We start from the raw sequence: 23,035 nt of genomic DNA, 5'->3' as shown, positions 1-23,035 counted from the left end.
ATGGGCGAGGACAGCACGGTGGAGACGGCGGCGAAGGTCGCGGCGGGGGCCACGGCCGTGGGCTGGCGCCGGGGCGCCGGATTCGCGGGAGCAGCGATCGGCGTGGTCGCGGCGGGCGCGGCCATGGGCGTCGCCCTGGAGCGGCTGACGGTCGGCCGCGGCGTACGGCGCAAGGCGCGCCTCGCGCTGGACGCGGAGGGCCCGTACGGCACCCTGCGCGGCACCCCCGGCCGGGCGGTCGCGGATGACGGCACGGAGCTGTACTACGAGGTCGAGGAGATACGTGAACCGGTCGCGCCGCCGCGCCGCAAGCGCCGGTTCGCGCGCCGGGCGCCCGTAGCTCCCGTGACCGTGGTCTTCAGCCACGGCTACTGCCTCGCCCAGGACTCCTGGCACTTCCAGCGGGCCGCGCTGCGCGATGTGGTCCGCACCGTCTACTGGGACCAGCGCTGCCACGGCCGCTCCCAGCGCGGCTGCGCCCAGACGAACGGCACCCAGGTCGACATCGACCAGCTCGGCCGCGATCTGAAGGCCGTGATCGACGCGGCCGCGCCCGAGGGGCCGCTGGTGCTGGTCGGCCACTCCATGGGCGGTATGACGATGATGGCGCTGGCCGCCCAGTACCCCGAGCTGATCCGGGACCGGGTGATCGGCGCGGCCTTCGTCGGCACCTCTGCCGGGCGGCTCGGCGAGGTCAGCTTCGGCCTCCCGGTGGTCGGGATGAACGCGGTGCGGCGGGTGCTGCCGGGGCTGCTCAAGGCGCTCGGCTGGCAGGTGGAGCTGGTGGAGCGGGGCCGCCGGGCGACCGCGGACCTCTTCGCGGGGCTGATCAAGCGCTATTCGTTCGGGACGAAGGACGTGGACCCGGGGGTGGCCCGGTTCGCGGAGCGGCTGATCGAGGCGACGCCGATCGATGTGGTCGCCGAGTTCTACCCGGCGTTCATCGCCCACGACAAGGCGGAGGCGCTGCCGTCCTTCGACGGGGTGCCGGTGCTGGTGCTGGCCGGGGACAAGGACCTGATCACGCCGATGGAACACAGCGAGGCCATCGCGGAGCTGCTGCCCGGCGCGGAGCTGGTCGTCGTCGAGGACGGCGGCCATCTGGTGATCCTGGAGCACCCCGAGGTGGTCAACGGTCATCTGGCCGAGCTGCTGACCCAGGTGGTGGGCGGCGCCGGGGGCGTTCCGGGGGACGGCGCGAGCCGCCGTTCGGCCAGGGGCTGAGGCGGCACGGGCCGCGTTCTCGGGGCCCGTACCATCGCCGGTATGGACGTAGGCACGCGCATGACCGTCACCTCGCCCGAGCAGATGCGGGACCTGGGCCGCCGGCTCGCCGCACTGCTGCGCCCCGGCGACCTGGTGCTCCTCACCGGGGAGCTGGGCGCGGGCAAGACCACGCTGACCCGGGGCCTGGGCGAGGGCCTGGGCGTCCGGGGCGCGGTCACCTCCCCCACCTTCGTGATCGCCCGCGTCCACCCCTCCCTGTCCGACGGCCCGCCGCTGGTCCACGTCGACGCCTACCGGCTGGGCGGCGGCCTGGATGAGATGGAGGACCTGGACCTGGACGTCTCGCTGCCGGATTCGGTGATCGCGGTGGAGTGGGGCGAGGGCAAGGTCGAGGAGCTGTCCGAGGACCGGCTGCACGTGGTCATCGAGCGGACGGTCGGGGCGGACGCCGTGGAGAGCGACGTCCGGGGTGTCGCCGTGACCGGCGTGGGGCCGCGCTGGGCGGACGAGGACCTGGCGTCCCTGGCGGGATGAGCCAGGGGCGGGCCCGGGATGACTCGTTGCGGAGATTCGGGGAACGTTTCCGACAGGCCGTCGGCATGATGTTGCGCTCTGGGCATCGGGCGTGGTCACATGGTAGTGGAAGCGCGGTTAGGCGTACCTAACCTCCTGCCCCCCAGGACCCTCAGGAGGCATCCATGTCGGCCCAAGAGCCCACAGCCCTGGACGACCCCCGGCGCGACGGCCGGACACCGTCGATGAGGGATCTGCTGGCGGCCTGTGCGGCGGCGAACGCCGTCTCCACGCCACCACCGGCCGAGGTCCCCGCCGAGACGGAGGCGCACCGGCGCGCCACCGACGAGCCGGAGCGCGACGCGGCGTAGCCCGCGCCCGTCATCAACAGGGGTTACGCGAGCACGACGACCTTCGTGCCCGGCTGCGCGAACTCCCACAGCGCGGCGCCGTCCGCCCGGGACTCCCGCACCGCACCCGTCTTCTTCTTGGCCTGCGGGTCGGGCATGCCCCCGTCCATGGCCGCACTGAAACCGAACGTCACTCCCTCGTCCTGGTGAAACACCACGACGTGCTCCACCTGGACCCCGTCCGAGCCGACACCGCTCGGGTTGCGGGAGGTGACCTGGTACGAACCCGGGGCGGGGCTCGCCGAGCTGGCGCCCACCGGATACGTGCGGGAGGCCTTGCCGTCGGCGCCGACCAGCCACACCCGGCTCTTGCCCAGGGAGTAGACGACGCGCACGCCCGTCCCCGAGCCCGTGGGCAGCGCGGTGGACTCCTTCTCGGCCTTGTCCTTCGTCTTGCCCTTGGAGTCGTTCGCGTGCGAGCTGCTGCGCTCCTGGGTGCGGTGGTCGGGGGCGGTGGCCTTGGCCTGGAAGCCGAGGAAGCCGACGACGCCCAGCGCGGCGGCGGTCAGAACGGCCACGGCGGGCCCGGTGCTGCTCCTTGGCACGGTGGCCACCCTCTCCTGCGGTCAGTACGTGCTTACCGCCCGTACGCACTTCCTCCGACGGTAGCACCGGTGGACGGCGGCAACCGGTCCACCGCGACCGCTCCGCCGTGACCGCCTCCCGGAGCGCCGTAGGCTAGTCCTCGTGCTGTTGCTCGCGCTTGATACCGCCACCCCCGCCGTCACCGTCGCTCTCCACGACGGCGCCGAAGTCCTCGCCGAGACCGCCGAGGTCGACGCCCGGCGCCACGGCGAGCTGCTGCTGCCCGCCGTCCACCGGACCCTGGAGACGGCGGGCGTGAAGCTGGCGGCCGTGACCGACATCGTCGTCGGCGTCGGCCCGGGCCCGTACACCGGGCTGCGGGTCGGGCTGGTCACGGCGGCCACCTTCGGGGCCGCGCTGGACGTGCCCGTGCACGGGCTGTGCACGCTGGACGGGATCGCGTACGCCGCCGGGGCGGCCGGGCTCACCGGCCCCTTCGTGGTGGCCACCGACGCCCGCCGCAAGGAGGTGTACTGGGCGCGGTACGACGACCCGCGCACCCGGGTCACCGAGCCCGCCGTCGACCACCCCGCCGACCTCGCCGAACGCCCCGGGCTGGCCGGGCTCCCGGCCGTCGGTGCGGGCGCGCTGCTCTACCCGGACGCCTTCGCGCACGTCCCCGACGGCATGCCCGAGCACCAGTCGGCGGGCGCGCTGGCCTCGCTCGCCGCCGAGAAGCTGGCGCGCGGCGAGGAACTGCTGCCCGACCGGCCGCTCTATCTGCGCCGCCCCGACGCCAAGGTGCCCGCCAACTACAAGGTGGTCACCCCCCAGTGACGGACACCGCTCACGAAGGCGTCGCGCTGCGCGAGATGCGCTGGTGGGACATCGACCGGGTGCTGGCGCTCGAAGAGAACCTGTTCCCCGAGGACGCCTGGTCGCAGGGGATGTTCTGGTCCGAGCTGGCGCACGCCCGCGGCGGCGCCGCCACCCGCCACTACACGGTCGCGGAGACCGATGGCCGCATAGTCGGCTACGCCGGGCTGGCCGTCTTCGACCGCACCGGCGACGTCCAGACCATCGCCACCGCCCGCGACCACTGGGGCACCGGCCTCGGCGCCCGCCTCCTCACCGATCTGCTGGGCGCCGCCACCGCCTTCGAATGCCGTGAGGTGCTCCTCGAAGTGCGGGTCGACAACGCCCGCGCCCAGCGCCTCTACGAGCGCTTCGGCTTCGAGCCCATCGGCATCCGCAAGGGCTACTACCAGCCCGGCAACGTCGACGCCCTGGTCATGCGGCTGACCGGCCCGGCGACGACCGTCGCGACCCCCTCATCCGATCCAGGAACATCCGTACAAGGAACGAAGACCCATGGCTGACGAACCGCTCGTCCTCGGCATCGAGACCTCCTGCGACGAGACCGGCGTCGGGATCGTGCGCGGCCACACCCTGCTCGCGGACGCGATCGCCTCCAGCGTCGACGAACACGCCCGCTTCGGCGGCGTCGTCCCCGAGGTCGCCAGCCGCGCCCACCTGGAGGCGATGGTCCCGACCATCCAGCGCGCCCTGAAGGACGCCGGAGTCGCCGCCTCCGACCTCGACGGCATCGCCGTTACCGCCGGTCCCGGCCTCGCGGGCGCCCTGCTCGTCGGCGTCTCGGCGGCCAAGGCGTACGCGTACGCCCTCGGCAAGCCGCTGTACGGCGTCAACCACCTCGCCTCCCACATCTGTGTCGACCAGCTCGAACACGGCGCGCTGCCCGAGCCGACCATGGCGCTGCTGGTCAGCGGCGGCCATTCGTCGCTGCTGCTCGCGCCCGACATCACCACGGACGTACGGCCGCTGGGCTCGACCATCGACGACGCGGCGGGCGAGGCGTTCGACAAGATCGCCCGGGTGCTGAACCTCGGCTTCCCCGGCGGCCCCGTCATCGACCGCATCGCCCGCGACGGCGACCCCGACGCGATCGCCTTCCCGCGCGGGCTGACCGGCCCGCGCGACGCCGCGTACGACTTCTCCTTCTCGGGCCTCAAGACGGCCGTCGCCCGCTGGATCGAGGCCAAGCGGTCGGCGGGCGAGGAGGTCCCGGTCGCCGACGTCTCGGCCTCCTTCCAGGAGGCGGTGGCCGACGTGCTGACCCGTAAGGCCGTCCGCGCCTGCAAGGACGAGGGCGTCGACCACCTGATGATCGGCGGCGGCGTCGCCGCCAACTCCCGGCTGCGGGCCATGGCCGAGCGCCGCTGCGAGGACGCGGGCATCACGCTGCGCGTGCCGCGCCCCAAGCTGTGCACGGACAACGGCGCGATGGTCGCCGCCCTCGGCGCGGAGATGGTCGCGCGCGGCCGGTCCGCCTCGGCCTGGGACCTGTCGGCCGACTCCTCCCTCCCGGTGACGGACCCCCACGTCCCGGACCCCACCGGGCATTCGCACGACCACACCCACTCCCACTCGCACTCCCACGACCACGTCCACGAGTTGAGCAGGAAGAACCTGTACGCATGACCGTCGCCCTGATGTGGGAAGCCCGCGCGGTCGAGGGCCGGGGCGAGGACCTGCTCGCCTGGACCGCCGAGCAGCCCCTCGACCCGGCACCCCTGCGCCGCGAGACCTTCCGCGCCCCCGAGGACCGGGTCCTCGTGATCACGTGGTGGGATGGCACGTACGACACCCCGGACCTCCCCGAACTCCCCGAGCCGGGCCCGGACCTGGTGCGCCGGGCCGTCCACCGGTGGCGCTTCGAGTCGGTCGGGTAGCGCGACCAGCCGGGACGGCCCGCCCCTTCCCGAGGGGTGCGAGCCGCGCTTCACCATCGCCGCCGACCCCGCCGGGGCCGCGCCGCTCGCCGTGGTCGTCCGGAACGGCGATCGTCGCCTCGCCGTGCTCACCCCCGACCATGAGCCGCTGGCCGAACTGCGCCTGCCGCCGCGCTCGACGCTCCGCTGCGGACTTCGTGGAAACGGCGGGGCGCGCGCTTCGGAAGGGCGGCCATGACCGAGTCCGCGCGGGGGCGGTTCCGGGTCCGGGGCGGCGGGGTCGACCGCCGGGTGGCGTACGCGCAGGCGGTGGCGAAGTACTGGAGGGCGTGACCCTCGGCGGGAGCGCGGTTCCTGCCAGCCAGGGAGGAATGAAGTTCACGGCTCCGCCGGAGCTGAGAGACTGCCTTCCATGACCCTGCCCGACGCGTTGCCCCCGCCCCCGCCCGCCCCGGATCTGCAGCCGTGGCCCGACCGGGCCGGGCTGCTGGCCGACCGGGCGCGGGCCATGGGGACGCTGGCGCGGTGGTACATGGCGCCGCACCGGGCGTTGCTGCTGTGGCTGCTGACGCTGGTGTTCGCGCTGGGGTGGACGCTGGCGGTGTCGGGGTTCCAGTTCCTGGTGACCGGGCAGATCGTCGAGCACATCCTCGGCGTGATCTTCCTCGGGCTGGCGCTGGGCGCCACCGTCCCGTCCAGCCTGGGGCTGGTCTCGGGGATCCGGCGGGACGTGTTCGTCGGCGCGCGGCTGCGGGACTGGGCGGAGCTGGGGCGCGATCCGCAGACGCTGCCGCACTGGCGGGTGTCGGGCAGCGCGCTGCTGTGGCTGCTGCCGTCGCTGGTGCTGTGCTGCCTCGGGCTGGTGCTGGGGGCGTCCACGGCCATGTCGGACCTCGGCGCGGAGACGTTCGGGGTGGCGATGGGGATCGCCGTCGTCTTCGCGGTGGCGGGCGGTCTGGGCCTCGTCAAGGCGATCGGCTACTACCGTCTCGTCAACCGCGAACTCAGCCCCGACGACGGTGAGGGCTGAGGGGCGCCAGGGGTCAGCCGGACGCGTCCGACGAGCGCTGCATCGACTGGAAGCGGTGCAGCAGCTCCAGATATCGCTCGCCCAGGCTCTCGCCGCGCCGCTTCGTCGCGTCCTCGACGTGCAGCAGCATCTGCCGGATCCGCACCGCGTCCCGGTAGGCGTCCCGCTGGAGCTTCTTGTGCGCGGTCGCCGCTGGGCCCTTCCAGTCGTCGCCGACCGTCTTCGCCAACCGGTCGAGGCCTTGGACCGTCTCCTCCAGGTAGCGCAGCATCTCCTCCAGATCCTGCAGGAGATCGGACATTTCTTGATCGGATACAGCCCGATCGGATACAGCCCGATCGGATACAGCCCGATCGGATACAGCCCGATCGGATACGGGCCGCTTCTCGTCACTCATGTTCCATGCCCCTGCCACCTTCCGGTCCGGACCATCAGCGGGATGATCGTGCCATGACCGGAGCCGGTCCGGAGGACTACCTCGCGAGGTGGTCGAACTCGCCCGCCTTGATGGCGTGGAGGAGGGGCCGCAGCTTCGCCGGGGTGGTGGTCATCACGATGCCGGGATCGTCGCTTTCGCGGAGGGCGATGGCGTCGGGGCCTATGGAGGCGAGCTCTATGCAGGAGTTGCCGTCCCCCTGTGTGGAGTAGGAGGACTTCTGCCAGGTGATCTGAGACATTTCCTTGCCTTCAGAGGTGTTGGGCGATGCCGTGGATCATGTCACGTGACTCCTTCTGGGGGAGGGTCACTTTCATCGTCCGGGCCAGCACCGCCCGGTAATTGGTCAGCTGGGTCTCGGCGTCCACGAACATGGGGCCGTGCGCGGCGTCGAGCTGCACCGTATCCAGCTGTGGCACCGGGCCCGAGGCGTAGGTCATCGATACCCCGGAGACCGGGAAACCGCCCGCTTCGAAGGGGATGACCCGCACGGTGACATTCTCCCGTGTTGAGGCCTCCAGCAGGCTGTCCAGTTGTCGGCGCATGAGCTGCGGCCCGCCGAACCGCAGCCGCAGACAGGCCTCGTGGATGATGAAGGTGCACGGCGGAGGATCGTCCCGGTCGAGGATGTCCCGGCGCTTCATACGGTGGGACAGCCTGCGCCTCAGCTCGGGCGGCGACCAGGCCGGAACCGCCTCGTCGAGCACGGCCCGCGCGTATTCCTCGGTCTGCAGCAGGCCCGGCAGAAACATCAGCTCGACCACGCGCAGGCTGGTCGCGTAGTACTCCAGCTCGGCGAGGTCGAGACCGCCGGTGGCGATATGGCCCCGGTACTCCTCCCACCAACCGCCCTTACGCTCGCGGGTCATGGAGACGAGCGCGTCGACGTAACCGTGGTCGGGGCAGGTGTAGATCGCGGCGAGGGTCCGCACCCGCTCCTCGCTCACGCCGAAGCGGGCCAGCTCCAGGTTGGTGATGTGGGTGCGGTTGATGCCCAGCCGGTCGGCGGCCTCCTGGATGCTGAGCCCGGCGCCCTCGCGCATCCTCCTCAGTTCAGTTCCGAGCCGGACTTGACGCGCGGTCGGGACGCTTCTGGGTGGCATGGCCCTCCGTAACCCTCAAGGAGTAATTGTCGGCGAAATTCAACGGGACCGTAGTAGTTGTTTGCACCACTGCCCTACCTTGGGTGGCGTCGCCGCTACTGCGCGTTGATCGCTGTAACGGTACGCGCGATATAGGCCCGTTCGCAGGGAGTTGACCCATGGAGTCCGACTACGAGTCCGACGACCGGCCACCACGTCGCCCGCCCGCTCCCTCCCAGGACCCGTACGTCTACACGCTCCAGAACACGCGGCACGCCACCTCCGCCAAGGTCTGCCGGGACTTCGTCGCCGTCGTGCTGGGCGCCGTGGGGCAGGAGGACCTGGTCGAGGTGGCGACGCTGTGCACCTCCGAGCTGGCCACCAACGCCTTTCTGCACGCCGAGGGCGACTCCCTGACCCTGCGTGTGGTGATCGAGCCGCCCCGCTACCGCGTCCTCGTCTACGACGCCTCCGCCCAACTCCCCACCGCCGCACGCCTCCCCGAGGGCGACCGCCTCCACGGGCGCGGGCTCGGCCTGGTCGCCGCCCTCGCCGACGCCTGGGGGACGGCGGACACGGACCCGTCGGGGGTGTACGCGAAGGGCGTCTGGTTCGAACTCCACGGGGAGGAGAAGAGCTAGGGCGCCGGGTGCCCCAGGAGCATCGTGGGGGCGCCTGCCGAGCGGGTGAGGAGGATCGTGCAGGCGTTGCCGCCCTCCAGCCGCAGCTTCTTGCGCAGCTGCTCCGGCTCGATGGCCGAGCCGCGCTTCTTGATCGTCGCGACGCCGACCCCGCGCTCCCGCAGCAGCGCCCTGAGCTTCTTCAGGTTGAACGGCAGCACATCGGTGATCTCGTACGCGGTGGCGTACGGCGTCGGGCGCAGCTCGTCCGTGGTGATGTAGGCGATCGTCGGGTCGATGAGACGGCCGCCGATCCGGGCCGCCACGTCCGCCACCAGGTGGGCGCGGATGACGGCGCCGTCCGGTTCGTACAGCCAGCGGCCGACCGGGCCCGGCTCGGGGTCCGGGAGCTGGGAGCCGAGCAGGGAGTGGCCGGAGGGCAGCAGCGTGGCGCGGCGCATGCCGGGGCGGGCGGTGCCGAACCACAGCACGGCCTCCTTCACGTTCCCCTGGTCCGAGATCCACTCGGCCTCCGCGTCCTCCGGCACCGCCTCGTGCGGCACCCCGGGCGCGATCTTGAGGGCGGCGCGCGGGGTCGTACGGGCGGCCTCGATGGCCCAGGACAGTGGCGGGGAGTACGCCTCGGGGTCGAACACCCGGCCCCGGCCGCCGCGCCGGGCGGGGTCCACGAACACCGCGTCATATGACGAGGTGTCGACCTCGGTGACATCGGCGCAGCGCACCTCGATCAGCCGCGACAGGCCCAGCGCGTCGGCGTTGGCGCGGGCGACCGCACAGGTCAGCGGATCGCGGTCGACGGCCAGCACGGCGAGCCCGGCCCGCGCCATCGCGATCGCGTCGCCGCCGATGCCGCAGCACAGATCGGCCACGTCGCGCACGCCGAATCCGGCCAGCCGGTCGGCGCGGTAGGCGGCGACGGAGGTACGGGTCGCCTGCTCGACGCCGTCGGGCGTGAAGTACATGCGGTGGGCGTCCTCGGCCCCGAACTTGGCGACCGCCCGCTGGCGCAGGTGCGCCTGGGTCAGGGCCGCCGAGACCAGGGCGGCCGGATGGTCGCGGCGCAGCCGGGTCGCGGTGGCCAGCTCCCGCGCCGGGTCGTAGTCCCGGAGCGCGGAGAGCAGCGCCTGCCCCTCGTCGCCGAGCAGTGAGTCGAAGGCGTCAACGTCCACATGGCCCATTCTCCCCGCTCCGGGGAGCGCATCCGCACGCGCGTGTCGGGCATTCGTGCACCGAAGAGATGAAGATCGCTTTTGTGATGATGATCAAGGCTGATCTTTCCAGGTGTCTGGTTCTCGCCGCCACGGCGGTTCTGCTCGTCGGCTGCGGACCCCTCGCCGCTCCCGCGCCACCGGCCGGGGCGGGTGAGGAGACGGCCGGTTCGCGGCAGCCGTCGGGCGCGGCCGCTCCGCGCTCCGTAGCGGGGTCGCCCGCCGGGTCCGCGCCCGCCGTGTCCGCGCCCCCCGGGGCCGCGCTCCAGGGCGCATCCGCGCCGGTGCGCGCGCCCTCGCACCCCGCCGCCGACGACGCGCCGCCTCCGCCGTCACCGCCGCCGCCCGGCTCGGTCCCGGCCTCGCCGCGCCCGGCGCCGGGGATCGCCCCCGGCGCGTACCACCGCTGGGGGCTCGACCGGCCGCTGGACCCGCCGCCGCGCCCGCCCGCCGTCAAACCGCCGCTGGTGCCGGACGAGGAGCAGCCGCCGGGGCTGCCGCCGGTCATCCGTCAGGTGGCGACCACCGATCGGGTGGTTTTCCTGACGATCGACGACGGACTGGAGAAGGACCCGCGCTTCATCGACCAAGTACGGGACCTGAGGGTGCCGTTCACCGAGTTCCTGACGGACGAGGCGGTCGACGGCCGCTACGACTACTTCGGCGAGCTGCACCGGCTCGGCGGCGGCGTCGGCAACCACACCCTCACCCACCCCAGCCTGGCCGGTCAGGACTACGGCACCCAGGTCGCGGAGATCTGCGGCCAGCAGGAGAAGCTCAGGCACCGGCTCGGCGTCCTGCCGCGCCTCTTCCGCCCGCCCTACGGGGAGTACGACGAGACCACCCTGCGCGCGGCGGCGGACTGCGGGCTGGGTCCCGTGGTGCTGTGGCGCGCCGAGATGGAGGCAAAGGGGCTGGTCTACCGGTCCGGCGAAGGGCTCCAGCCGGGGGACATCGTCCTCGCGCACTTCCGCGGCCCGGAGCAGCTCGGCGGGCACACCATGACCGACATGATCACCGCGCTGCTGCGGGAGATCCAGGCGCAGGGATTCACCGTGGCGCGGCTGGAGGACTACGTCTGAGAGCGGGTTCCCCGGGGGCCACCCGAGCGGTCCGCCGCCACCGCGCTTGGCACTCTGGTTGACGGAGTGCTAACCGCGTCATAATGTCAGGGCTGGCACTCGGCACCGCTGAGTGCCAAACACAGCGACGGGCAGGTCCGGCACCCGCGACGACGGATCCACCTGGTCGCCACCTCAGACAGTTAACCCCGTGAGATCTCCGAAGGGGGAGGTCGGATCGTGACGACCGCCAGCTCCAAGGTTGCCATCAAGCCGCTTGAGGACCGCATCGTGGTCCAGGCCGTCGAGGCCGAGCAGACCACGGCCTCCGGCCTGGTCATCCCGGACACCGCCAAGGAGAAGCCCCAGGAGGGCGTCGTCCTGGCCGTCGGTCCGGGCCGTTTCGAGGACGGCAAGCGGCTTCCGCTCGACGTCTCCGTCGGCGACGTCGTGCTCTACAGCAAGTACGGCGGCACCGAGGTGAAGTACAGCGGCGAGGAGTACCTCGTCCTCTCGGCTCGCGACGTCCTCGCGATCGTCGAGAAGTAATCACCGAAGTTTGCCTATGAGCCGCGCCCCGGTGCCCGTGTCACAGATACCCGGGGTCGGGGCGCGGTTCGTTTTTTTGACGCGACGGCGGCTGCCTCCGTACGGCGGCCGAGGATCGCAAGGAGAGGACATACGCAACCATGGCGAAGATCCTGAAGTTCGACGAGGACGCCCGTCGCGCCCTTGAGCGCGGCGTCAACAAGCTTGCGGACACCGTCAAGGTGACGATCGGCCCCCGCGGCCGCAACGTCGTCATCGACAAGAAGTTCGGTGCTCCGACCATCACCAACGACGGTGTCACGATCGCCCGCGAGGTCGAGGTCGAGGACCCGTACGAGAACCTTGGCGCCCAGCTCGTCAAGGAGGTGGCGACCAAGACCAACGACATCGCGGGTGACGGCACCACCACCGCCACCGTGCTGGCCCAGGCGCTGGTCCGCGAGGGCCTGCGCAATGTGGCCGCCGGTGCCTCCCCGGCCGCCCTGAAGAAGGGCATCGACGCCGCCGTCAAGGCGATCTCCGAGGACCTGCTGGCCACCGCCAGCCCGATCGACTCCAAGTCCGACATCGCCGCCGTCGCCGGTCTGTCCGCCCAGGACAAGCAGGTCGGCGAGCTGATCGCCGAGGCGATGGACAAGGTCGGCAAGGACGGTGTCATCACCGTCGAGGAGTCCAACACCTTCGGCCTGGAGCTGGACTTCACCGAGGGCATGTCCTTCGACAAGGGCTACCTCTCGCCGTACATGGTGACCGACCAGGAGCGTATGGAGGCCGTCCTCGACGACCCGTACATCCTGATCCACCAGGGCAAGATCGGCTCCATCCAGGACCTGCTGCCGCTGCTGGAGAAGGTCATCCAGGCCGGCGCCAGCAAGCCGCTGCTGATCATCGCCGAGGACGTCGAGGGCGAGGCCCTCTCCACCCTCGTCGTCAACAAGATCCGCGGCACCTTCAACGCCGTCGCCGTGAAGGCCCCCGGCTTCGGTGACCGCCGCAAGGCCATGCTCGGCGACATCGCGACCCTCACCGGCGCCACCGTCATCGCCGAGGAGGTCGGCCTCAAGCTCGACCAGGCCGGTCTGGACGTGCTGGGCACCGCCCGCCGCGTGACCGTCACCAAGGACGACACCACCATCGTCGACGGCGGCGGCAACAGCGACGACGTGGCCGGTCGCATCAACCAGATCAAGGCCGAGATCGAGTCCACGGACTCCGACTGGGACCGCGAGAAGCTCCAGGAGCGCCTCGCGAAGCTGGCCGGTGGCGTGTGCGTGATCCGCGTGGGCGCGGCCACCGAGGTCGAGCTCAAGGAGAAGAAGCACCGTCTGGAGGACGCCATCTCCGCGACCCGCGCCGCGGTCGAGGAGGGCATCGTCTCCGGTGGTGGCTCCGCTCTGGTCCACGCCGCCAAGGTGCTGGAAGGCGGCCTCGGCAAGGAGGGCGACGAGGCCACCGGTGTCGCCGTCGTCCGCCGCGCCGTCGTCGAGCCGCTGCGCTGGATCGCCGAGAACGCGGGCCTCGAGGGCTACGTCATCACCTCGAAGGTCTCCGAGCTGGAGAAGGGCCACGGCTACAACGCCGCGACCGAGGAGTACGGCGACCTGGTGAAGGCCGGCGTCATCGACCCGGTCAAGGTCACCCGCTCCGCGCTGGAGAACGCCGCCTCCATCGCCTCGCTGCTGCTCACCACCGAGACCCTGGTGGTCGAGAAGCCGGCCGAGGAAGAGGCCGACGCCGGTGGCCACGGCCACGGCCACGCGCACTGACGCGACGCGTAGCTAGCGCACAGCGCACGCGAAGGCGCGGCCACCCCAAACGGGGTGGCCGCGCCTTCGCGCGGTAGCGCGGCCTGCGGCCTTGGCGCGGTGGTGCGGACCACGGCCTGGCGCGGTGGTGCGGCTCCCAGTCTCGTGCGGTGGTGCGGCCTGCGCCTTCGCGCGGTAGCGCGCCTCGCGGTGATGCCGCCCCCGGAGGCGCGTCCCGGGGCCTCGCGCGCCCCGGCGGCGGTGCGCTCCGCCGTCTCGCGTGCTCGCGCCCGGCTGTTTCGCGGTCGGGTGCCCCGGCACTTCGCGGGGTCGCGCCCCGGACCTGCGTGCTCGCGCCTGGCGGGTTCGCGTGGTGGTGCGCTCCGCCGTCTCGCGTGCTCGTGCCCTGCGGTCCCGCCTGCTCGCGCCCTGCGGACCGTGCGGTCGGGTGCCCCGCCCTCCCGCACGCTCGCGCTCTGCGGTCTCGCGCAGCCGCGCGGGCGGTGGCGCGCCCGAGGGCCGTCATTCCCTGACCGGGATCCGTCATCCCTTGACCGGGGACCGGCCCACCTTCGAGGAGACGCCCGCCACCGCCGCCCTCGGCACCAGCTTCGCCAGCCCCGTCATCGCCTTGTACCGCGGGTCCGGAATCGACAGCGTCTTCCCTCGCGCGAAGTCCTTCAGCGCCGCCGCGACCAGCCGGTCCGCGTCCAGCCACATCCAGTCCGGCACCTTCTCCGGCTTGATCCCGGCCCGCGAGTGGAACTCCGTCCGCACCAGACCCGGGCACAGCGCCATCAGCCGCACCCCCGACCGCGCCAGGTCCTTCGCCGCGCCCTGCGTGAACTGCACGACCCACGCCTTGCTCGCCCCGTACGTCCCGCGCGGGAAGAAGGCCGCCACCGAGGCGACGTTGATCACCCCGCCGCGCCCCCGCGCCCGCATCGTCTTGGCGGCGGCGCTGGTCAGCCGCAGCACCGCCTCGCAGTGCAGCTTCAGCATCCGCAGCTCATCGGTGAGCGGCGCTTCCAGGTAGCGGCCGTTGTTGCCGAACCCGGCGTTGTTGACGAGCAGATCGACCGGATGCGTACGGTCCCCCAAGCGCTCCTCGACCGCGGCGATACCGGCGTCCTCGGACAGGTCGGCGCGCAGCACCTCCGCCTCGACCCCGTGCCGGTCGTGGAGGTCGGCGGCCTGGTCCCGCAGCCGCTTCTCGTCACGGGACACGAGCACCAGGTTGTGCCCGTCCGCCGCGAGCCGGCTCGCGAAGGCGGAGCCGATGCCCGCGGTGGTCCCGGTAATCAATGCAGTCGTCATACGCGCACGTTATCGGCCGGGAGATCACTCCGCGCCCGGGCACCGGGCCCCCGGGCGGCCCGCCCCGGCCGGTGCGCCGTCAAAGCCCTGGCGCGATATTCCGGTCCGCACCCAAGTGCCCCTTATGCTCGGGGGCATGATCGAGGCTCGTCATCTGAGGGTGCTGCGCGCGGTGGCCACCACCGGCTCCTTCTCCGCCGCCGCCCGCGAGCTGGGCTGCACCCAGCCCGCCGTCAGCCAGCAGATGAAGGCCCTGGAGCAGTCCACGGGGACGCCGCTGCTGGTCCGTACCGGGCGGGAGATGCGGCTGACCGAGGCGGGCGAGGCGCTGGTGCGGCACGCGGCGGGCATCCTGGCCGGGCTGACCGCCGCTGAGGAGGAGGTCGCGGCGCTCGCCGGGCTGCGGGCCGGGCGGGTGCGCCTGGTGTCGTTCCCCAGCGGCAGTTCGACGCTGGTGCCGACCGCGCTCGCCGGGATGCGCGCCGCCCACCCGGGGACCCGGGTCTCCCTGGTGGAGGCCGAGCCGCCGTGTTCGGTGGAGATGCTGCGCGGGGGCGACTGCGAGATCGCGCTCGCCTTCCGCTACCCACAGGCCGGTCCGGAGGCGGACCCGGCGGCGGGGTGGGACGACCTGGTGGTGCGGCCGCTGCTGCGGGACCGGCTGGTGGTCATGGTCCCGCAGGATCACCGGCTGGCCGGGGCCGGGACGGTGGGGGTCGGGGAGCTGGCCGAGGAGCCGTGGATCGCGGGCTGCCCACGGTGCCGTCGCCATCTGGTCGAGGTGTGCGAGGCCGAGGGCTTCACCCCGCGCATCGACTTCGCGACGGACGACTACCCGGCGGTGGTCGGGCTGGTGGGCGCCGGGCTCGGGGTCGCGGTGCTGCCGGAGCTGGCGCTGGAGTCCGTACGGGCCAAGGGGACGGCGACCCTGCGGATCAAGCCCGCGGTGCTGCGCGAGGTGGTGGCGCTGACGCTGCCGGATCTGGCGCGGGTACCGGCGGTGGCGGCGACCCTGGACCGGCTGGAGCTGGCGGCCCGGCGCTGACGCGCGAAAGCCCGCCGATCGTCTGGGGCACGGGCGGCGGTCGGTAGCTGTGATGACTGGTGATGCCTAGGCGGAACGTTTCTGCAATGAGGTGGGGAATCGGAAGCCCGGTCAGGACCCCGGGGCTCCCGAGGAGGCGACCGTGCGATGACGGGCCCGCCCCATCAGCTCCTCGCGCTCGTCCTCGGTCAGCCCGCCCCACACCCCGTACGGCTCCCGTACGGCCAGGGCGTGCGCCGCGCACTGCGCCCGTACCGGGCAGCGCATGCACACCTCTTTCGCCGACATCTCGCGCGCGCTGCGGGCGGCACCGCGCTCCCCTTCCGGGTGGAAGAAGAGCGAGCTGTCGACACCACGGCACGCGGCCAGGAGCTGCCAGTCCCACAGATCGGCGTTCGGACCGGGAAGACGGGAGAAATCTGCCATTGCCTTGTCTCCTCGAAGCGATCGGCTGCGGACGCTGTGTCCCGGGTCGTACACCTACTGTGTAAGTAGATGTAAATATGACTCATTGCGAATCTAGCCACACAGACCGGCAAATTGGAAGCAAGGTCGCCAAATGCCACCGAAGGGGATGACCTTTGGGGGAGGCGTGACAGGGCGCGACCTGCGCGGGGAAGCGCCTCCGTGTCCGAGGGCTCACGTAGAGTGTCGAAGGTGGCCGCCGAACCCCGTAACTCTTTCGGGTGACCGTCGTTGAGAGTGCGGAGGCGGTTGATGGGTAAAGCTCTCGGACACATATCCGGGGCTGTCAATCGCTCAGGTGACGATATGTACCAGCCTGGAGGCTCAAGGTGACGCGCATCAGCTGCGGAGGGCGGCCATGACATCCGTCCTCGTCTGCGACGACTCCCCGCTCGCCCGAGAAGCGCTGCGCCGCGCGGTGGCGACGGTGCCCGGCGTCGAGCGGGTCACGACGGCGGCCAACGGCGAGGAAGTCCTCCGCCGGTGGGGCGCCGACCGCTCGGATCTGATTCTGATGGACGTGCGCATGCCCGGCCTCGGCGGAGTCGAGACCGTGCGGCGGCTGCTCTCCGCCGACCCCGGCGCCCGGATCATCATGCTCACGGTCGCCGAGGACCTCGACGGGGTCGCGCTGGCCGTGGCCGCCGGGGCCCGCGGTTATCTGCACAAGGACGCCTCGCGCGCCGAGCTGCGCGCGACCGTGACGCAGGCCCTCGCCGACCCGACCTGGCGGCTGGCCCCGCGCCGGCTGCGCTCCGCCGAGATGGGCGCCGCGCCCACGCTCACCGCGCGCGAGATCCAGGTGCTGGAGGGCATGAGCCACGGCCGGTCCAACGCGGAGATCGGCCGTGAGCTGTTCCTCTCCGAGGACACGGTCAAGACCCACGCCCGGCGGCTGTTCAAGAAGCTCGGCGCGTCCGACCGGGCCCATGCGGTGGCCCTCGGATTCCGCTGGGGCCTGGTCCGCTAAGCGGGCCGGGTCCGTATCGGCGATCCGAACATCACATGCTGCGCAGCGGGGGCGCTACGGTCCCCGTCCGCCGGGTGGCGGACGGGGCGAAAGCGTGCGCGGCGGCGGCCGCGGCAGCGACTGTGACGGCGGCTTGTACCGGTTCCGCGCGCGATGCCGCATCCTTGAAGGTGTGGAGTTCCTCGGGGACGAGTCGGTCGGGCGTGAGGGGAGAGCGCAGGACGTGACGACTACCGGCGCACCTACTCATAACGCTTCAGCTCACAACTATGGACGCGATGCCACGGAGCCGCCGGGCCCAAGGCACCATGGACGGATGCGCGACGACGAGAGTCCAGGGCCCCCCAAGGGGGGTAGCCCAGGGGCGCCAGGGGCTATCGGCGCCCTCGTCGGGCGCGCGGTCGAGGGGGATGAGCAGGCCACTCACGACCTGCTGGCCCATGTGCATCCGCTGGCCCTGCGCTACTGCCGCACCCGGCTGTCCCGACTGCCGGGTGACGCTCGTCATTTCGTGGACGACCTGGCGCAGGAGGTCTGCCTCGCGGTGCTGTGCGCGCTGCCGCGCTACCGCGACACCGGCAAGCCCTTCGAGGCGTTCGTGGTGGCCATCGCCTCCCACAAGGTCGCCGATCTGCAGCGGGCGGCCATGCGGCACCCCGGTTCCACGGCGGTGCCCTCGGACGAGATGCCGGAGCAGCCGGACGATTCGCTGGGGCCCGAGGAGCGGGCGCTGCTGAGCAGCGACGCGGAGTGGGCCAAGAAGCTGCTCGCGAACCTTCCGGAGAATCAGCGCGAGCTGGTGCTGCTGCGGGTCGCGGTCGGGCTTACGGCGGAGGAGACCGGGCAGATGCTGGGCATGTCGCCGGGAGCGGTGCGGGTCGCCCAGCACCGGGCGCTGAGCCGGCTGCGCGCACTGGCCGAACAGTAGCGCGACCGGTCGCTCCAGGCGGCGTCACCAGCGGTATTCGTCGGTTGTCCACAGGGCGGAATGTGACACCGGGGATGGCCGTTAGCATGGGAGTCCGCGCTGGGGCAAGACCATTTGGAAGGGTGTCATGACTGACAACGTCGACGGAGTGCCTGAGAAGTTCGCGATGCTCGGGCTGACGTACGACGACGTGCTGCTGCTGCCGGGCGCCTCCGAGGTGCTGCCGAACGCGGTCGACACCTCGTCCAGGGTCTCGCGGAACGTGCGGGTGAACATCCCCCTGCTGTCGGCCGCCATGGACAAGGTGACCGAGGCCCGGATGGCCATCGCGATGGCCCGCCAGGGCGGCGCGGGCGTGCTGCACCGCAATCTGTCCATCGAGGACCAGGCGAACCAGGTCGACCTGGTGAAGCGCTCCGAGTCCGGCATGGTCACCGACCCGATCACGGTCCGGCCGGACGCCACGCTGCACGAGGCGGACGCGCTGTGCGCGAAGTTCCGCATCAGCGGCGTCCCGGTCACCGACGCCGCGGGCAAGCTGCTGGGCATCGTCACCAACCGGGACATGGCCTTCGAGGTGGACCGGGGCCGTCAGGTCCGCGAGGTCATGACCCCGATGCCGCTGGTCACCGGCAAGGTCGGGATCTCCGGTGACGACGCGATGCAGCTGCTGCGCCGCCACAAGATCGAGAAGCTGCCGCTGGTCGACGACGCGGGCGTGCTCAAGGGCCTGATCACGGTCAAGGACTTCGTGAAGGCCGAGAAGTACCCGAACGCGGCGAAGGACGGCGAGGGCCGGCTGGTCGTGGGAGCTGCCGTCGGCGTCGGCGACGAGGCGTTCGACCGGGCGCAGGCGCTGGTCGAGGCCGGGGCCGACTTCCTGGTGGTCGACAGCGCCCACGGCCACAGCCGGGGCATCCTCGACATGATCGCCAAGGTCAAGTCCAACGTCCCGGTCGACGTGGTCGGCGGCAACGTCGCGACCCGTGACGGCGCCCAGGCGCTCATCGACGCGGGGGTGGACGGGGTGAAGGTCGGTGTCGGCCCGGGCTCCATCTGCACCACCCGGGTGGTCGCGGGCATCGGCGTCCCCCAGGTGACCGCGATCTACGAGGCGGCCCGCGCCTGCCAGGCGGCCGGTGTGCCGCTGATCGGCGACGGCGGCCTGCAGTTCTCCGGTGACATCGCCAAGGCGATCGCCGCCGGTGCGGACACGGTGATGCTGGGCAGCCTGCTGGCCGGGTGCGAGGAGTCGCCGGGCGAGATGGTCTTCATCAACGGCAAGCAGTTCAAGTCCTACCGGGGCATGGGCTCGCTGGGCGCGATGCAGACCCGCGGCCAGGCCCGCTCGTTCTCCAAGGACCGCTACTTCCAGGACAACGTGCTCTCCGAGGACAAGCTCGTCCCCGAGGGCATCGAGGGCCAGGTGCCCTACCGCGGCCCGCTGGCCTCGGTCGCCCACCAGCTGGTCGGGGGCCTGCGCGCCTCCATGGGGTATGTCGGCTCGGCCTCCGTGACGGAGCTGAAGGAGAAGGGCCGCTTCGTGCGGATCACCTCCGCGGGCCTCAAGGAGAGCCACCCGCATGACGTCCAGATGGTCTCCGAGGCGCCGAACTACTCCGGCCGTTAACCCGCGCGACCCCCGCGCGACGGGCTCCGCGCGGGGGATGGCGATACTGGTACGGCAGAACAAGCCAGCGAAAGGCACCCCACGTGACTGAGATCGAGATCGGGCGCGGCAAGCGCGGCCGCAGGGCGTACGCGTTCGACGACATCGCCGTCGTGCCGAGTCGTCGTACCCGGGACCCGAAGGAGGTCTCGATCGCCTGGCAGATCGACGCCTACCGCTTCGAGCTGCCGTTCCTGGCCGCCCCGATGGACTCGGTGGTCTCCCCGCAGACCGCGATCCGCATCGGTGAGCTGGGTGGTCTCGGGGTGCTCAACCTCGAAGGCCTGTGGACCCGGTACGAGGACCCGGAGCCGCTGCTCGCCGAGATCGCCGAGCTGGACGAGCGCACCGCGACCCGTCGGCTCCAGGAGATCTACGCCGAGCCGATCAAGGAAGAGCTGATCGGGCAGCGGCTGAAGGAGGTGCGCGACGCGGGCGTGGTCACCGCCGCCGCCCTGTCGCCGCAGCGCACCGCGCAGTTCTCCAAGGCCGTCGTGGACGCCGGGGTCGACATCTTCGTCATCCGGGGCACCACCGTCTCGGCCGAGCATGTCTCGGGCGCCGCCGAGCCGCTGAACCTCAAGCAGTTCATCTACGAGCTGGACGTGCCGGTCATCGTGGGCGGCTGTGCCACGTACACCGCCGCGCTGCACCTCATGCGCACCGGCGCGGCCGGGGTGCTCGTCGGGTTCGGCGGCGGCGCCGCCCATACGACCCGCAATGTGCTGGGCATCCAGGTCCCGATGGCCACGGCGGTGGCCGATGTCGCCGCCGCCCGCCGGGACTACATGGACGAGTCCGGCGGCCGCTATGTGCACGTGATCGCGGACGGCGGGGTCGGCTGGAGCGGCGATCTGCCGAAGGCGATCGCGTGCGGCGCCGACTCGGTGATGATCGGTTCGCCGCTGGCCCGCGCCACCGACTCGCCCGGCCGTGGCCACCACTGGGGCATGGAGGCCGTGCACGACGAGGTGCCGCGCGGCAAGCGGATGAACCTGGGCGTGGTCGGCACGACCGAGGAGGTCCTGCTCGGCCCGTCGCACACCCCGGACGGTTCGATGAACTTCTTCGGAGCGCTGCGCCGGGCGATGGCGACGACCGGCTACTCGGAGCTGAAGGAGTTCCAGCGCGTCGAGGTGACGGTCGCCCCGTCGAACGACAAGCGCTGAGCGCCTGTAGCTAATAGCCAAGAGGGAAGGCCCCGACCGCGATGCGGTCGGGGCCTTCCCTATGGGCCGTGTGGGCGCTTCGGTCAGCGGTTGCTGAGCCGGAAGGCGGTGCCGGCGGCGGCCACCGGGGAGAGGATCATGAAGATCCAGGTGATCGCGTCGGCGTCTTCCTTCCAGCCGTCGAAGAGGTCGCCGAAGTGATCGAAGAAGATCTCGTTCGCGGACGGGATGCTGGCGGAGGACGCGGCGGCGCCACCGATCTTGTCCACGTAGTTGGAGGCCGCCTCGTTCATGATCATGGCGTAGCCGTACAGCTCACCGAGGAACACGGCGGCGAGTGCCAGAACCGCGCCGACGACCCACAGCGCCACGTTGCGGCCGCCGAGCTTGAAGACCACGAAGCCGACGAGCGCGCCGAGCGCGATACCGGCGTACGCGAACTTCGTGACCTCCGGCGGGTTCGAGTCGGTGTCCGCGAGCGAGCTGAGCAGGAAGGCGTACGCCAGCGCGCCGACGAGAGCGGCCACGATGGCGGCGCCGACCGCGGCGAGCGGGTTGCCCTGGCGGCCCACCTGCGGTGCGGGCGGCGGGAATCCGCCGCCGTACTGCGGCTGTGGCGCCTGCGGAGCCTGGCCCTGCGGGTAGCCGTAGCCGGGCTGTGGGGCGGCCTGCTGCTGCGGGTAACCAGGCTGCTGCTGAGGGTAACCACCCTGCTGCTGCGGCTGCTGCCAGTTCTGGCTCATTCAAATCCCCCGGGGGTGCTAGTGATTCGCGTTCAGGGACGACCACGCCGAGGTGCGGCGACGGCGGGGAACGCGAACGATTCGAGCCATAAAAGTAACAGGAGTGCATGACAACCAGACAAGTCGCGTCTGGGGTCCGTGACATGCCTGGGACCAGACGGAGACATGAGGTCCCGGTAAAGGGGGATATTGATCCGCTATTCGGTGACGCGCGGGTGACGCGCGGGCGGCAGTGCCAATCCGCACGGTGGAGCGAATCTTGGCGGCGACAGGACAGAATCCGGCATAAGCAATAATGTCAACTTATGGCGCAGAACAAGTCGTTCACTGGGCGAGACATGGGTATCGACCTCGGCACCGCGAATACGCTGGTGTACCTGCGGGGCAAGGGCATCGTGCTCAACGAACCGTCGGTCGTGGCGGTCAACACGGTCGACGGCAATGTGCTGTCGGTGGGTTCGGCAGCGAAGGAGACCATGGGGCGGACTCCGACGAACATTGTCGCCGTTCGACCGCTCCGGGATGGGGTCATCGCCGATTTTGAGGTCGCCGAGCGCATGCTGCGGTACTTCATCAAGAAGGTGATGGGCAGCCGTCGGCTGGCCCGGCCCCGCGTCGTCGTCTGTGTGCCGTCCGGCATCACCGGTGTCGAGCGGCGCGCGGTGATGGAGGCCGCGACCCAGGCCGGAGCGCGGCAGGTGCATCTGGTCGAGGAGCCGATCGCGGCGGCGATCGGCGCGGGGCTGCCGGTGAGCGAGCCGACCGGTTCGATGGTCGTCGACATCGGCGGCGGTACGACGGAAGTGGCCGTTGTCTCGTTGGGAGGAATCGTCACGGCGCGCTCGGTGCGCACGGCGGGCGACGCGATGGACGTGGCGATCAGCACGTACGTCAAGAAGCAGTACGCGCTGGCCATCGGGGAGCGCACCGCCGAGGAGATCAAGGTCTCCATCGGCTCCGCCTCACCGACCGGCTCCTGGTCGGCGCCGCGCGCCGGAGCGTCCGTGCGGATGACCGAGCGCAACGTCGAGGTGCTCGACAACGGGGACAACGAGGACACCCAGGCCCTGCTGCCGCCCGACCGCTGCACCATTCGCGGCCGGGACCAGGCCACCGGGCTGCCCAAGGTCCTCGAACTCACCGCGGACGAGGTGCGGCACGCGCTCGCCGAGCCGGTGGACAGCATCGTGGCCGCCGTCCGGTCCACGCTGGACGAGACCCCGCCGGAGCTGGCGGGCGACATCATGGACCGAGGCATCGTGCTCACCGGCGGCGGCGCGCTGCTGCGCGGTCTGGACGTACGGCTCGGCCGCGAGCTGGACATCCCGGTGCTGGTCGCCGACGACCCGCTGGACTGTGTCGCGGTGGGCACCGGGCGCTGTGTCGAGGACTTCGCGTCCCTGCGCGCCGCGATGGAAGCCAGCCCGCGCCGCTCCGACACCGTGCGGGTCTGACGTCGCCGGTCCCTCACCATCGGGCCGCCCCGGCGTGCGGCCCGGGGGCCGCCGTGGTGCGCTGGTGACCGGACCGGTGCGTCGGACCGGTGCGT

Annotated in this window: 26 protein-coding genes; 18 read left to right on the top strand and 8 right to left on the bottom strand. The window is 71.6% G+C overall.

Going from position 1 to position 23,035, the window contains the following annotated elements; translation table 11 throughout:
* The 3 genes from ACWC5C_RS12960 (at window position 1) to ACWC5C_RS12950 (ending at window position 2,111) form a co-directional block, all read left to right on the top strand.
* Window positions 1-1,224, top strand: coding sequence for an alpha/beta fold hydrolase (locus tag ACWC5C_RS12960; RefSeq protein WP_450875480.1), 1,224 nt, complete (start codon window positions 1-3; stop codon window positions 1,222-1,224).
* A gap of 42 nt (window positions 1,225-1,266) precedes the next feature.
* A complete protein-coding gene (gene tsaE / locus ACWC5C_RS12955; protein ID WP_450875479.1) occupies window positions 1,267-1,761 on the top strand; it encodes a tRNA (adenosine(37)-N6)-threonylcarbamoyltransferase complex ATPase subunit type 1 TsaE in 495 nt (164 codons plus the stop codon).
* Window positions 1,762-1,925: 164 nt separating this feature from the next.
* Window positions 1,926-2,111: a hypothetical protein gene (locus ACWC5C_RS12950; RefSeq protein WP_385446596.1), complete on the top strand. Its 186-nt coding sequence runs from the start codon at window positions 1,926-1,928 to the stop codon at window positions 2,109-2,111.
* A gap of 23 nt (window positions 2,112-2,134) precedes the next feature.
* Here ACWC5C_RS12950 and ACWC5C_RS12945 read toward each other — a convergent pair whose 3' ends face one another.
* A complete protein-coding gene (locus ACWC5C_RS12945; RefSeq protein WP_450875478.1) occupies window positions 2,135-2,695 on the bottom strand; it encodes a hypothetical protein in 561 nt (186 codons plus the stop codon).
* 142 nt (window positions 2,696-2,837) lie between these two features.
* On the opposite strand from ACWC5C_RS12945, the gene tsaB reads away from it, so the two are divergent.
* The 5 genes from tsaB (at window position 2,838) to ACWC5C_RS12920 (ending at window position 6,458) form a co-directional block, all read left to right on the top strand.
* Entirely contained in the window at window positions 2,838-3,512 is a 675-nt protein-coding gene (gene tsaB, locus ACWC5C_RS12940) for a tRNA (adenosine(37)-N6)-threonylcarbamoyltransferase complex dimerization subunit type 1 TsaB (protein WP_450875477.1), read from the top strand.
* A 35-nt stretch (window positions 3,513-3,547) separates the two neighbouring features.
* Window positions 3,548-4,054 carry a ribosomal protein S18-alanine N-acetyltransferase gene (gene rimI / locus ACWC5C_RS12935; protein WP_450875560.1) on the top strand — a complete coding sequence of 169 codons (507 nt, stop codon included), beginning with the start codon at window positions 3,548-3,550 and terminating at the stop codon, window positions 4,052-4,054.
* The gene (gene tsaD, locus ACWC5C_RS12930) at window positions 4,047-5,177 is read left to right on the top strand and encodes a tRNA (adenosine(37)-N6)-threonylcarbamoyltransferase complex transferase subunit TsaD (protein WP_450875476.1); all 1,131 of its coding nucleotides are present in this window, start codon (window positions 4,047-4,049) and stop codon (window positions 5,175-5,177) included. The genes rimI and tsaD overlap by 8 nt, the downstream gene beginning before the upstream one ends.
* Window positions 5,174-5,428 carry a hypothetical protein gene (locus tag ACWC5C_RS12925; protein ID WP_450875475.1) on the top strand — a complete coding sequence of 85 codons (255 nt, stop codon included), beginning with the start codon at window positions 5,174-5,176 and terminating at the stop codon, window positions 5,426-5,428. The genes tsaD and ACWC5C_RS12925 overlap by 4 nt, the downstream gene beginning before the upstream one ends.
* 412 nt (window positions 5,429-5,840) lie before the next feature.
* Window positions 5,841-6,458: a hypothetical protein gene (locus tag ACWC5C_RS12920; RefSeq protein WP_450875474.1), complete on the top strand. Its 618-nt coding sequence runs from the start codon at window positions 5,841-5,843 to the stop codon at window positions 6,456-6,458.
* Between the two features lie 13 nt (window positions 6,459-6,471).
* On the opposite strand, the gene ACWC5C_RS12915 is transcribed toward ACWC5C_RS12920, so the two are convergent.
* From ACWC5C_RS12915 to ACWC5C_RS12905, 3 genes are all read right to left on the bottom strand, one after another.
* Window positions 6,472-6,759: a hypothetical protein gene (locus ACWC5C_RS12915; protein WP_450875473.1), complete on the bottom strand. Its 288-nt coding sequence runs from the start codon at window positions 6,757-6,759 to the stop codon at window positions 6,472-6,474.
* Window positions 6,760-6,931: 172 nt separating this feature from the next.
* The gene (locus ACWC5C_RS12910; RefSeq protein WP_450875472.1) at window positions 6,932-7,135 is read right to left on the bottom strand and encodes a DUF397 domain-containing protein; all 204 of its coding nucleotides are present in this window, start codon (window positions 7,133-7,135) and stop codon (window positions 6,932-6,934) included.
* 10 nt (window positions 7,136-7,145) lie between these two features.
* Window positions 7,146-7,997: a Scr1 family TA system antitoxin-like transcriptional regulator gene (locus ACWC5C_RS12905; RefSeq protein ID WP_450875471.1), complete on the bottom strand. Its 852-nt coding sequence runs from the start codon at window positions 7,995-7,997 to the stop codon at window positions 7,146-7,148.
* A 158-nt stretch (window positions 7,998-8,155) separates the two neighbouring features.
* On the opposite strand from ACWC5C_RS12905, the gene ACWC5C_RS12900 reads away from it, so the two are divergent.
* The gene (locus ACWC5C_RS12900; RefSeq protein ID WP_450875470.1) at window positions 8,156-8,617 is read left to right on the top strand and encodes an ATP-binding protein; all 462 of its coding nucleotides are present in this window, start codon (window positions 8,156-8,158) and stop codon (window positions 8,615-8,617) included.
* Here the strand turns inward: ACWC5C_RS12900 and ACWC5C_RS12895 are convergent.
* Window positions 8,614-9,795 (bottom strand): THUMP-like domain-containing protein, encoded by a 1,182-nt coding sequence (locus tag ACWC5C_RS12895; RefSeq protein WP_450875469.1) that lies wholly within the window; start codon window positions 9,793-9,795, stop codon window positions 8,614-8,616. The genes ACWC5C_RS12900 and ACWC5C_RS12895 overlap by 4 nt on opposite strands.
* 59 nt (window positions 9,796-9,854) lie before the next feature.
* On the opposite strand from ACWC5C_RS12895, the gene ACWC5C_RS12890 reads away from it, so the two are divergent.
* The 3 genes from ACWC5C_RS12890 to groL all read left to right on the top strand — a co-directional run bounded on the left by ACWC5C_RS12890 (window position 9,855) and on the right by groL (window position 13,201).
* The gene (locus tag ACWC5C_RS12890; RefSeq protein ID WP_450875468.1) at window positions 9,855-10,907 is read left to right on the top strand and encodes a polysaccharide deacetylase family protein; all 1,053 of its coding nucleotides are present in this window, start codon (window positions 9,855-9,857) and stop codon (window positions 10,905-10,907) included.
* Window positions 10,908-11,126: 219 nt separating this feature from the next.
* The gene (groES, locus tag ACWC5C_RS12885; RefSeq protein WP_009715799.1) at window positions 11,127-11,435 is read left to right on the top strand and encodes a co-chaperone GroES; all 309 of its coding nucleotides are present in this window, start codon (window positions 11,127-11,129) and stop codon (window positions 11,433-11,435) included.
* Window positions 11,436-11,575: 140 nt separating this feature from the next.
* Window positions 11,576-13,201: a chaperonin GroEL gene (gene groL, locus ACWC5C_RS12880; RefSeq protein ID WP_450875467.1), complete on the top strand. Its 1,626-nt coding sequence runs from the start codon at window positions 11,576-11,578 to the stop codon at window positions 13,199-13,201.
* Window positions 13,202-13,723: 522 nt separating this feature from the next.
* On the opposite strand, the gene ACWC5C_RS12875 is transcribed toward groL, so the two are convergent.
* Window positions 13,724-14,497, bottom strand: a complete 774-nt coding sequence (locus ACWC5C_RS12875; protein WP_450875466.1) for an SDR family NAD(P)-dependent oxidoreductase — start codon at window positions 14,495-14,497, stop codon at window positions 13,724-13,726.
* Between the two features lie 136 nt (window positions 14,498-14,633).
* Between ACWC5C_RS12875 and ACWC5C_RS12870 the strand changes: the two genes are divergently transcribed.
* Window positions 14,634-15,542 (top strand): LysR family transcriptional regulator, encoded by a 909-nt coding sequence (locus ACWC5C_RS12870; protein ID WP_450875465.1) that lies wholly within the window; start codon window positions 14,634-14,636, stop codon window positions 15,540-15,542.
* A gap of 111 nt (window positions 15,543-15,653) precedes the next feature.
* Here the strand turns inward: ACWC5C_RS12870 and ACWC5C_RS12865 are convergent, their stop codons facing one another.
* On the bottom strand, window positions 15,654-15,968 hold the full coding sequence (locus tag ACWC5C_RS12865) for a WhiB family transcriptional regulator (RefSeq protein WP_055557379.1): 315 nt from the start codon (window positions 15,966-15,968) through the stop codon (window positions 15,654-15,656).
* Between the two features lie 397 nt (window positions 15,969-16,365).
* On the opposite strand from ACWC5C_RS12865, the gene ACWC5C_RS12860 reads away from it, so the two are divergent.
* The 4 genes from ACWC5C_RS12860 (at window position 16,366) to ACWC5C_RS12845 (ending at window position 20,743) form a co-directional block, all read left to right on the top strand.
* On the top strand, window positions 16,366-16,977 hold the full coding sequence (locus ACWC5C_RS12860; protein ID WP_003948568.1) for a response regulator transcription factor: 612 nt from the start codon (window positions 16,366-16,368) through the stop codon (window positions 16,975-16,977).
* A 316-nt stretch (window positions 16,978-17,293) separates the two neighbouring features.
* A complete protein-coding gene (locus tag ACWC5C_RS12855; RefSeq protein WP_009715794.1) occupies window positions 17,294-17,905 on the top strand; it encodes a sigma-70 family RNA polymerase sigma factor in 612 nt (203 codons plus the stop codon).
* A 127-nt stretch (window positions 17,906-18,032) separates the two neighbouring features.
* Entirely contained in the window at window positions 18,033-19,535 is a 1,503-nt protein-coding gene (gene guaB / locus ACWC5C_RS12850) for an IMP dehydrogenase (protein WP_385446612.1), read from the top strand.
* A gap of 83 nt (window positions 19,536-19,618) precedes the next feature.
* Window positions 19,619-20,743, top strand: coding sequence for a GuaB3 family IMP dehydrogenase-related protein (locus ACWC5C_RS12845; RefSeq protein WP_055557376.1), 1,125 nt, complete (start codon window positions 19,619-19,621; stop codon window positions 20,741-20,743).
* An 83-nt stretch (window positions 20,744-20,826) separates the two neighbouring features.
* Here the strand turns inward: ACWC5C_RS12845 and ACWC5C_RS12840 are convergent, their stop codons facing one another.
* A complete protein-coding gene (locus ACWC5C_RS12840) occupies window positions 20,827-21,486 on the bottom strand; it encodes a hypothetical protein (RefSeq protein WP_450875464.1) in 660 nt (219 codons plus the stop codon).
* A gap of 305 nt (window positions 21,487-21,791) precedes the next feature.
* Here ACWC5C_RS12840 and ACWC5C_RS12835 point away from each other — a divergent pair, with 305 nt between their 5' ends.
* Window positions 21,792-22,940: a rod shape-determining protein gene (locus ACWC5C_RS12835; protein ID WP_450875463.1), complete on the top strand. Its 1,149-nt coding sequence runs from the start codon at window positions 21,792-21,794 to the stop codon at window positions 22,938-22,940.
* Window positions 22,941-23,035 lie beyond the last annotated feature (95 nt).

It is taken from the genome of Streptomyces sp. NPDC001700 (assembly GCF_053596435.1).
This window is presented reverse-complemented; position numbering and strand designations above follow the sequence as displayed.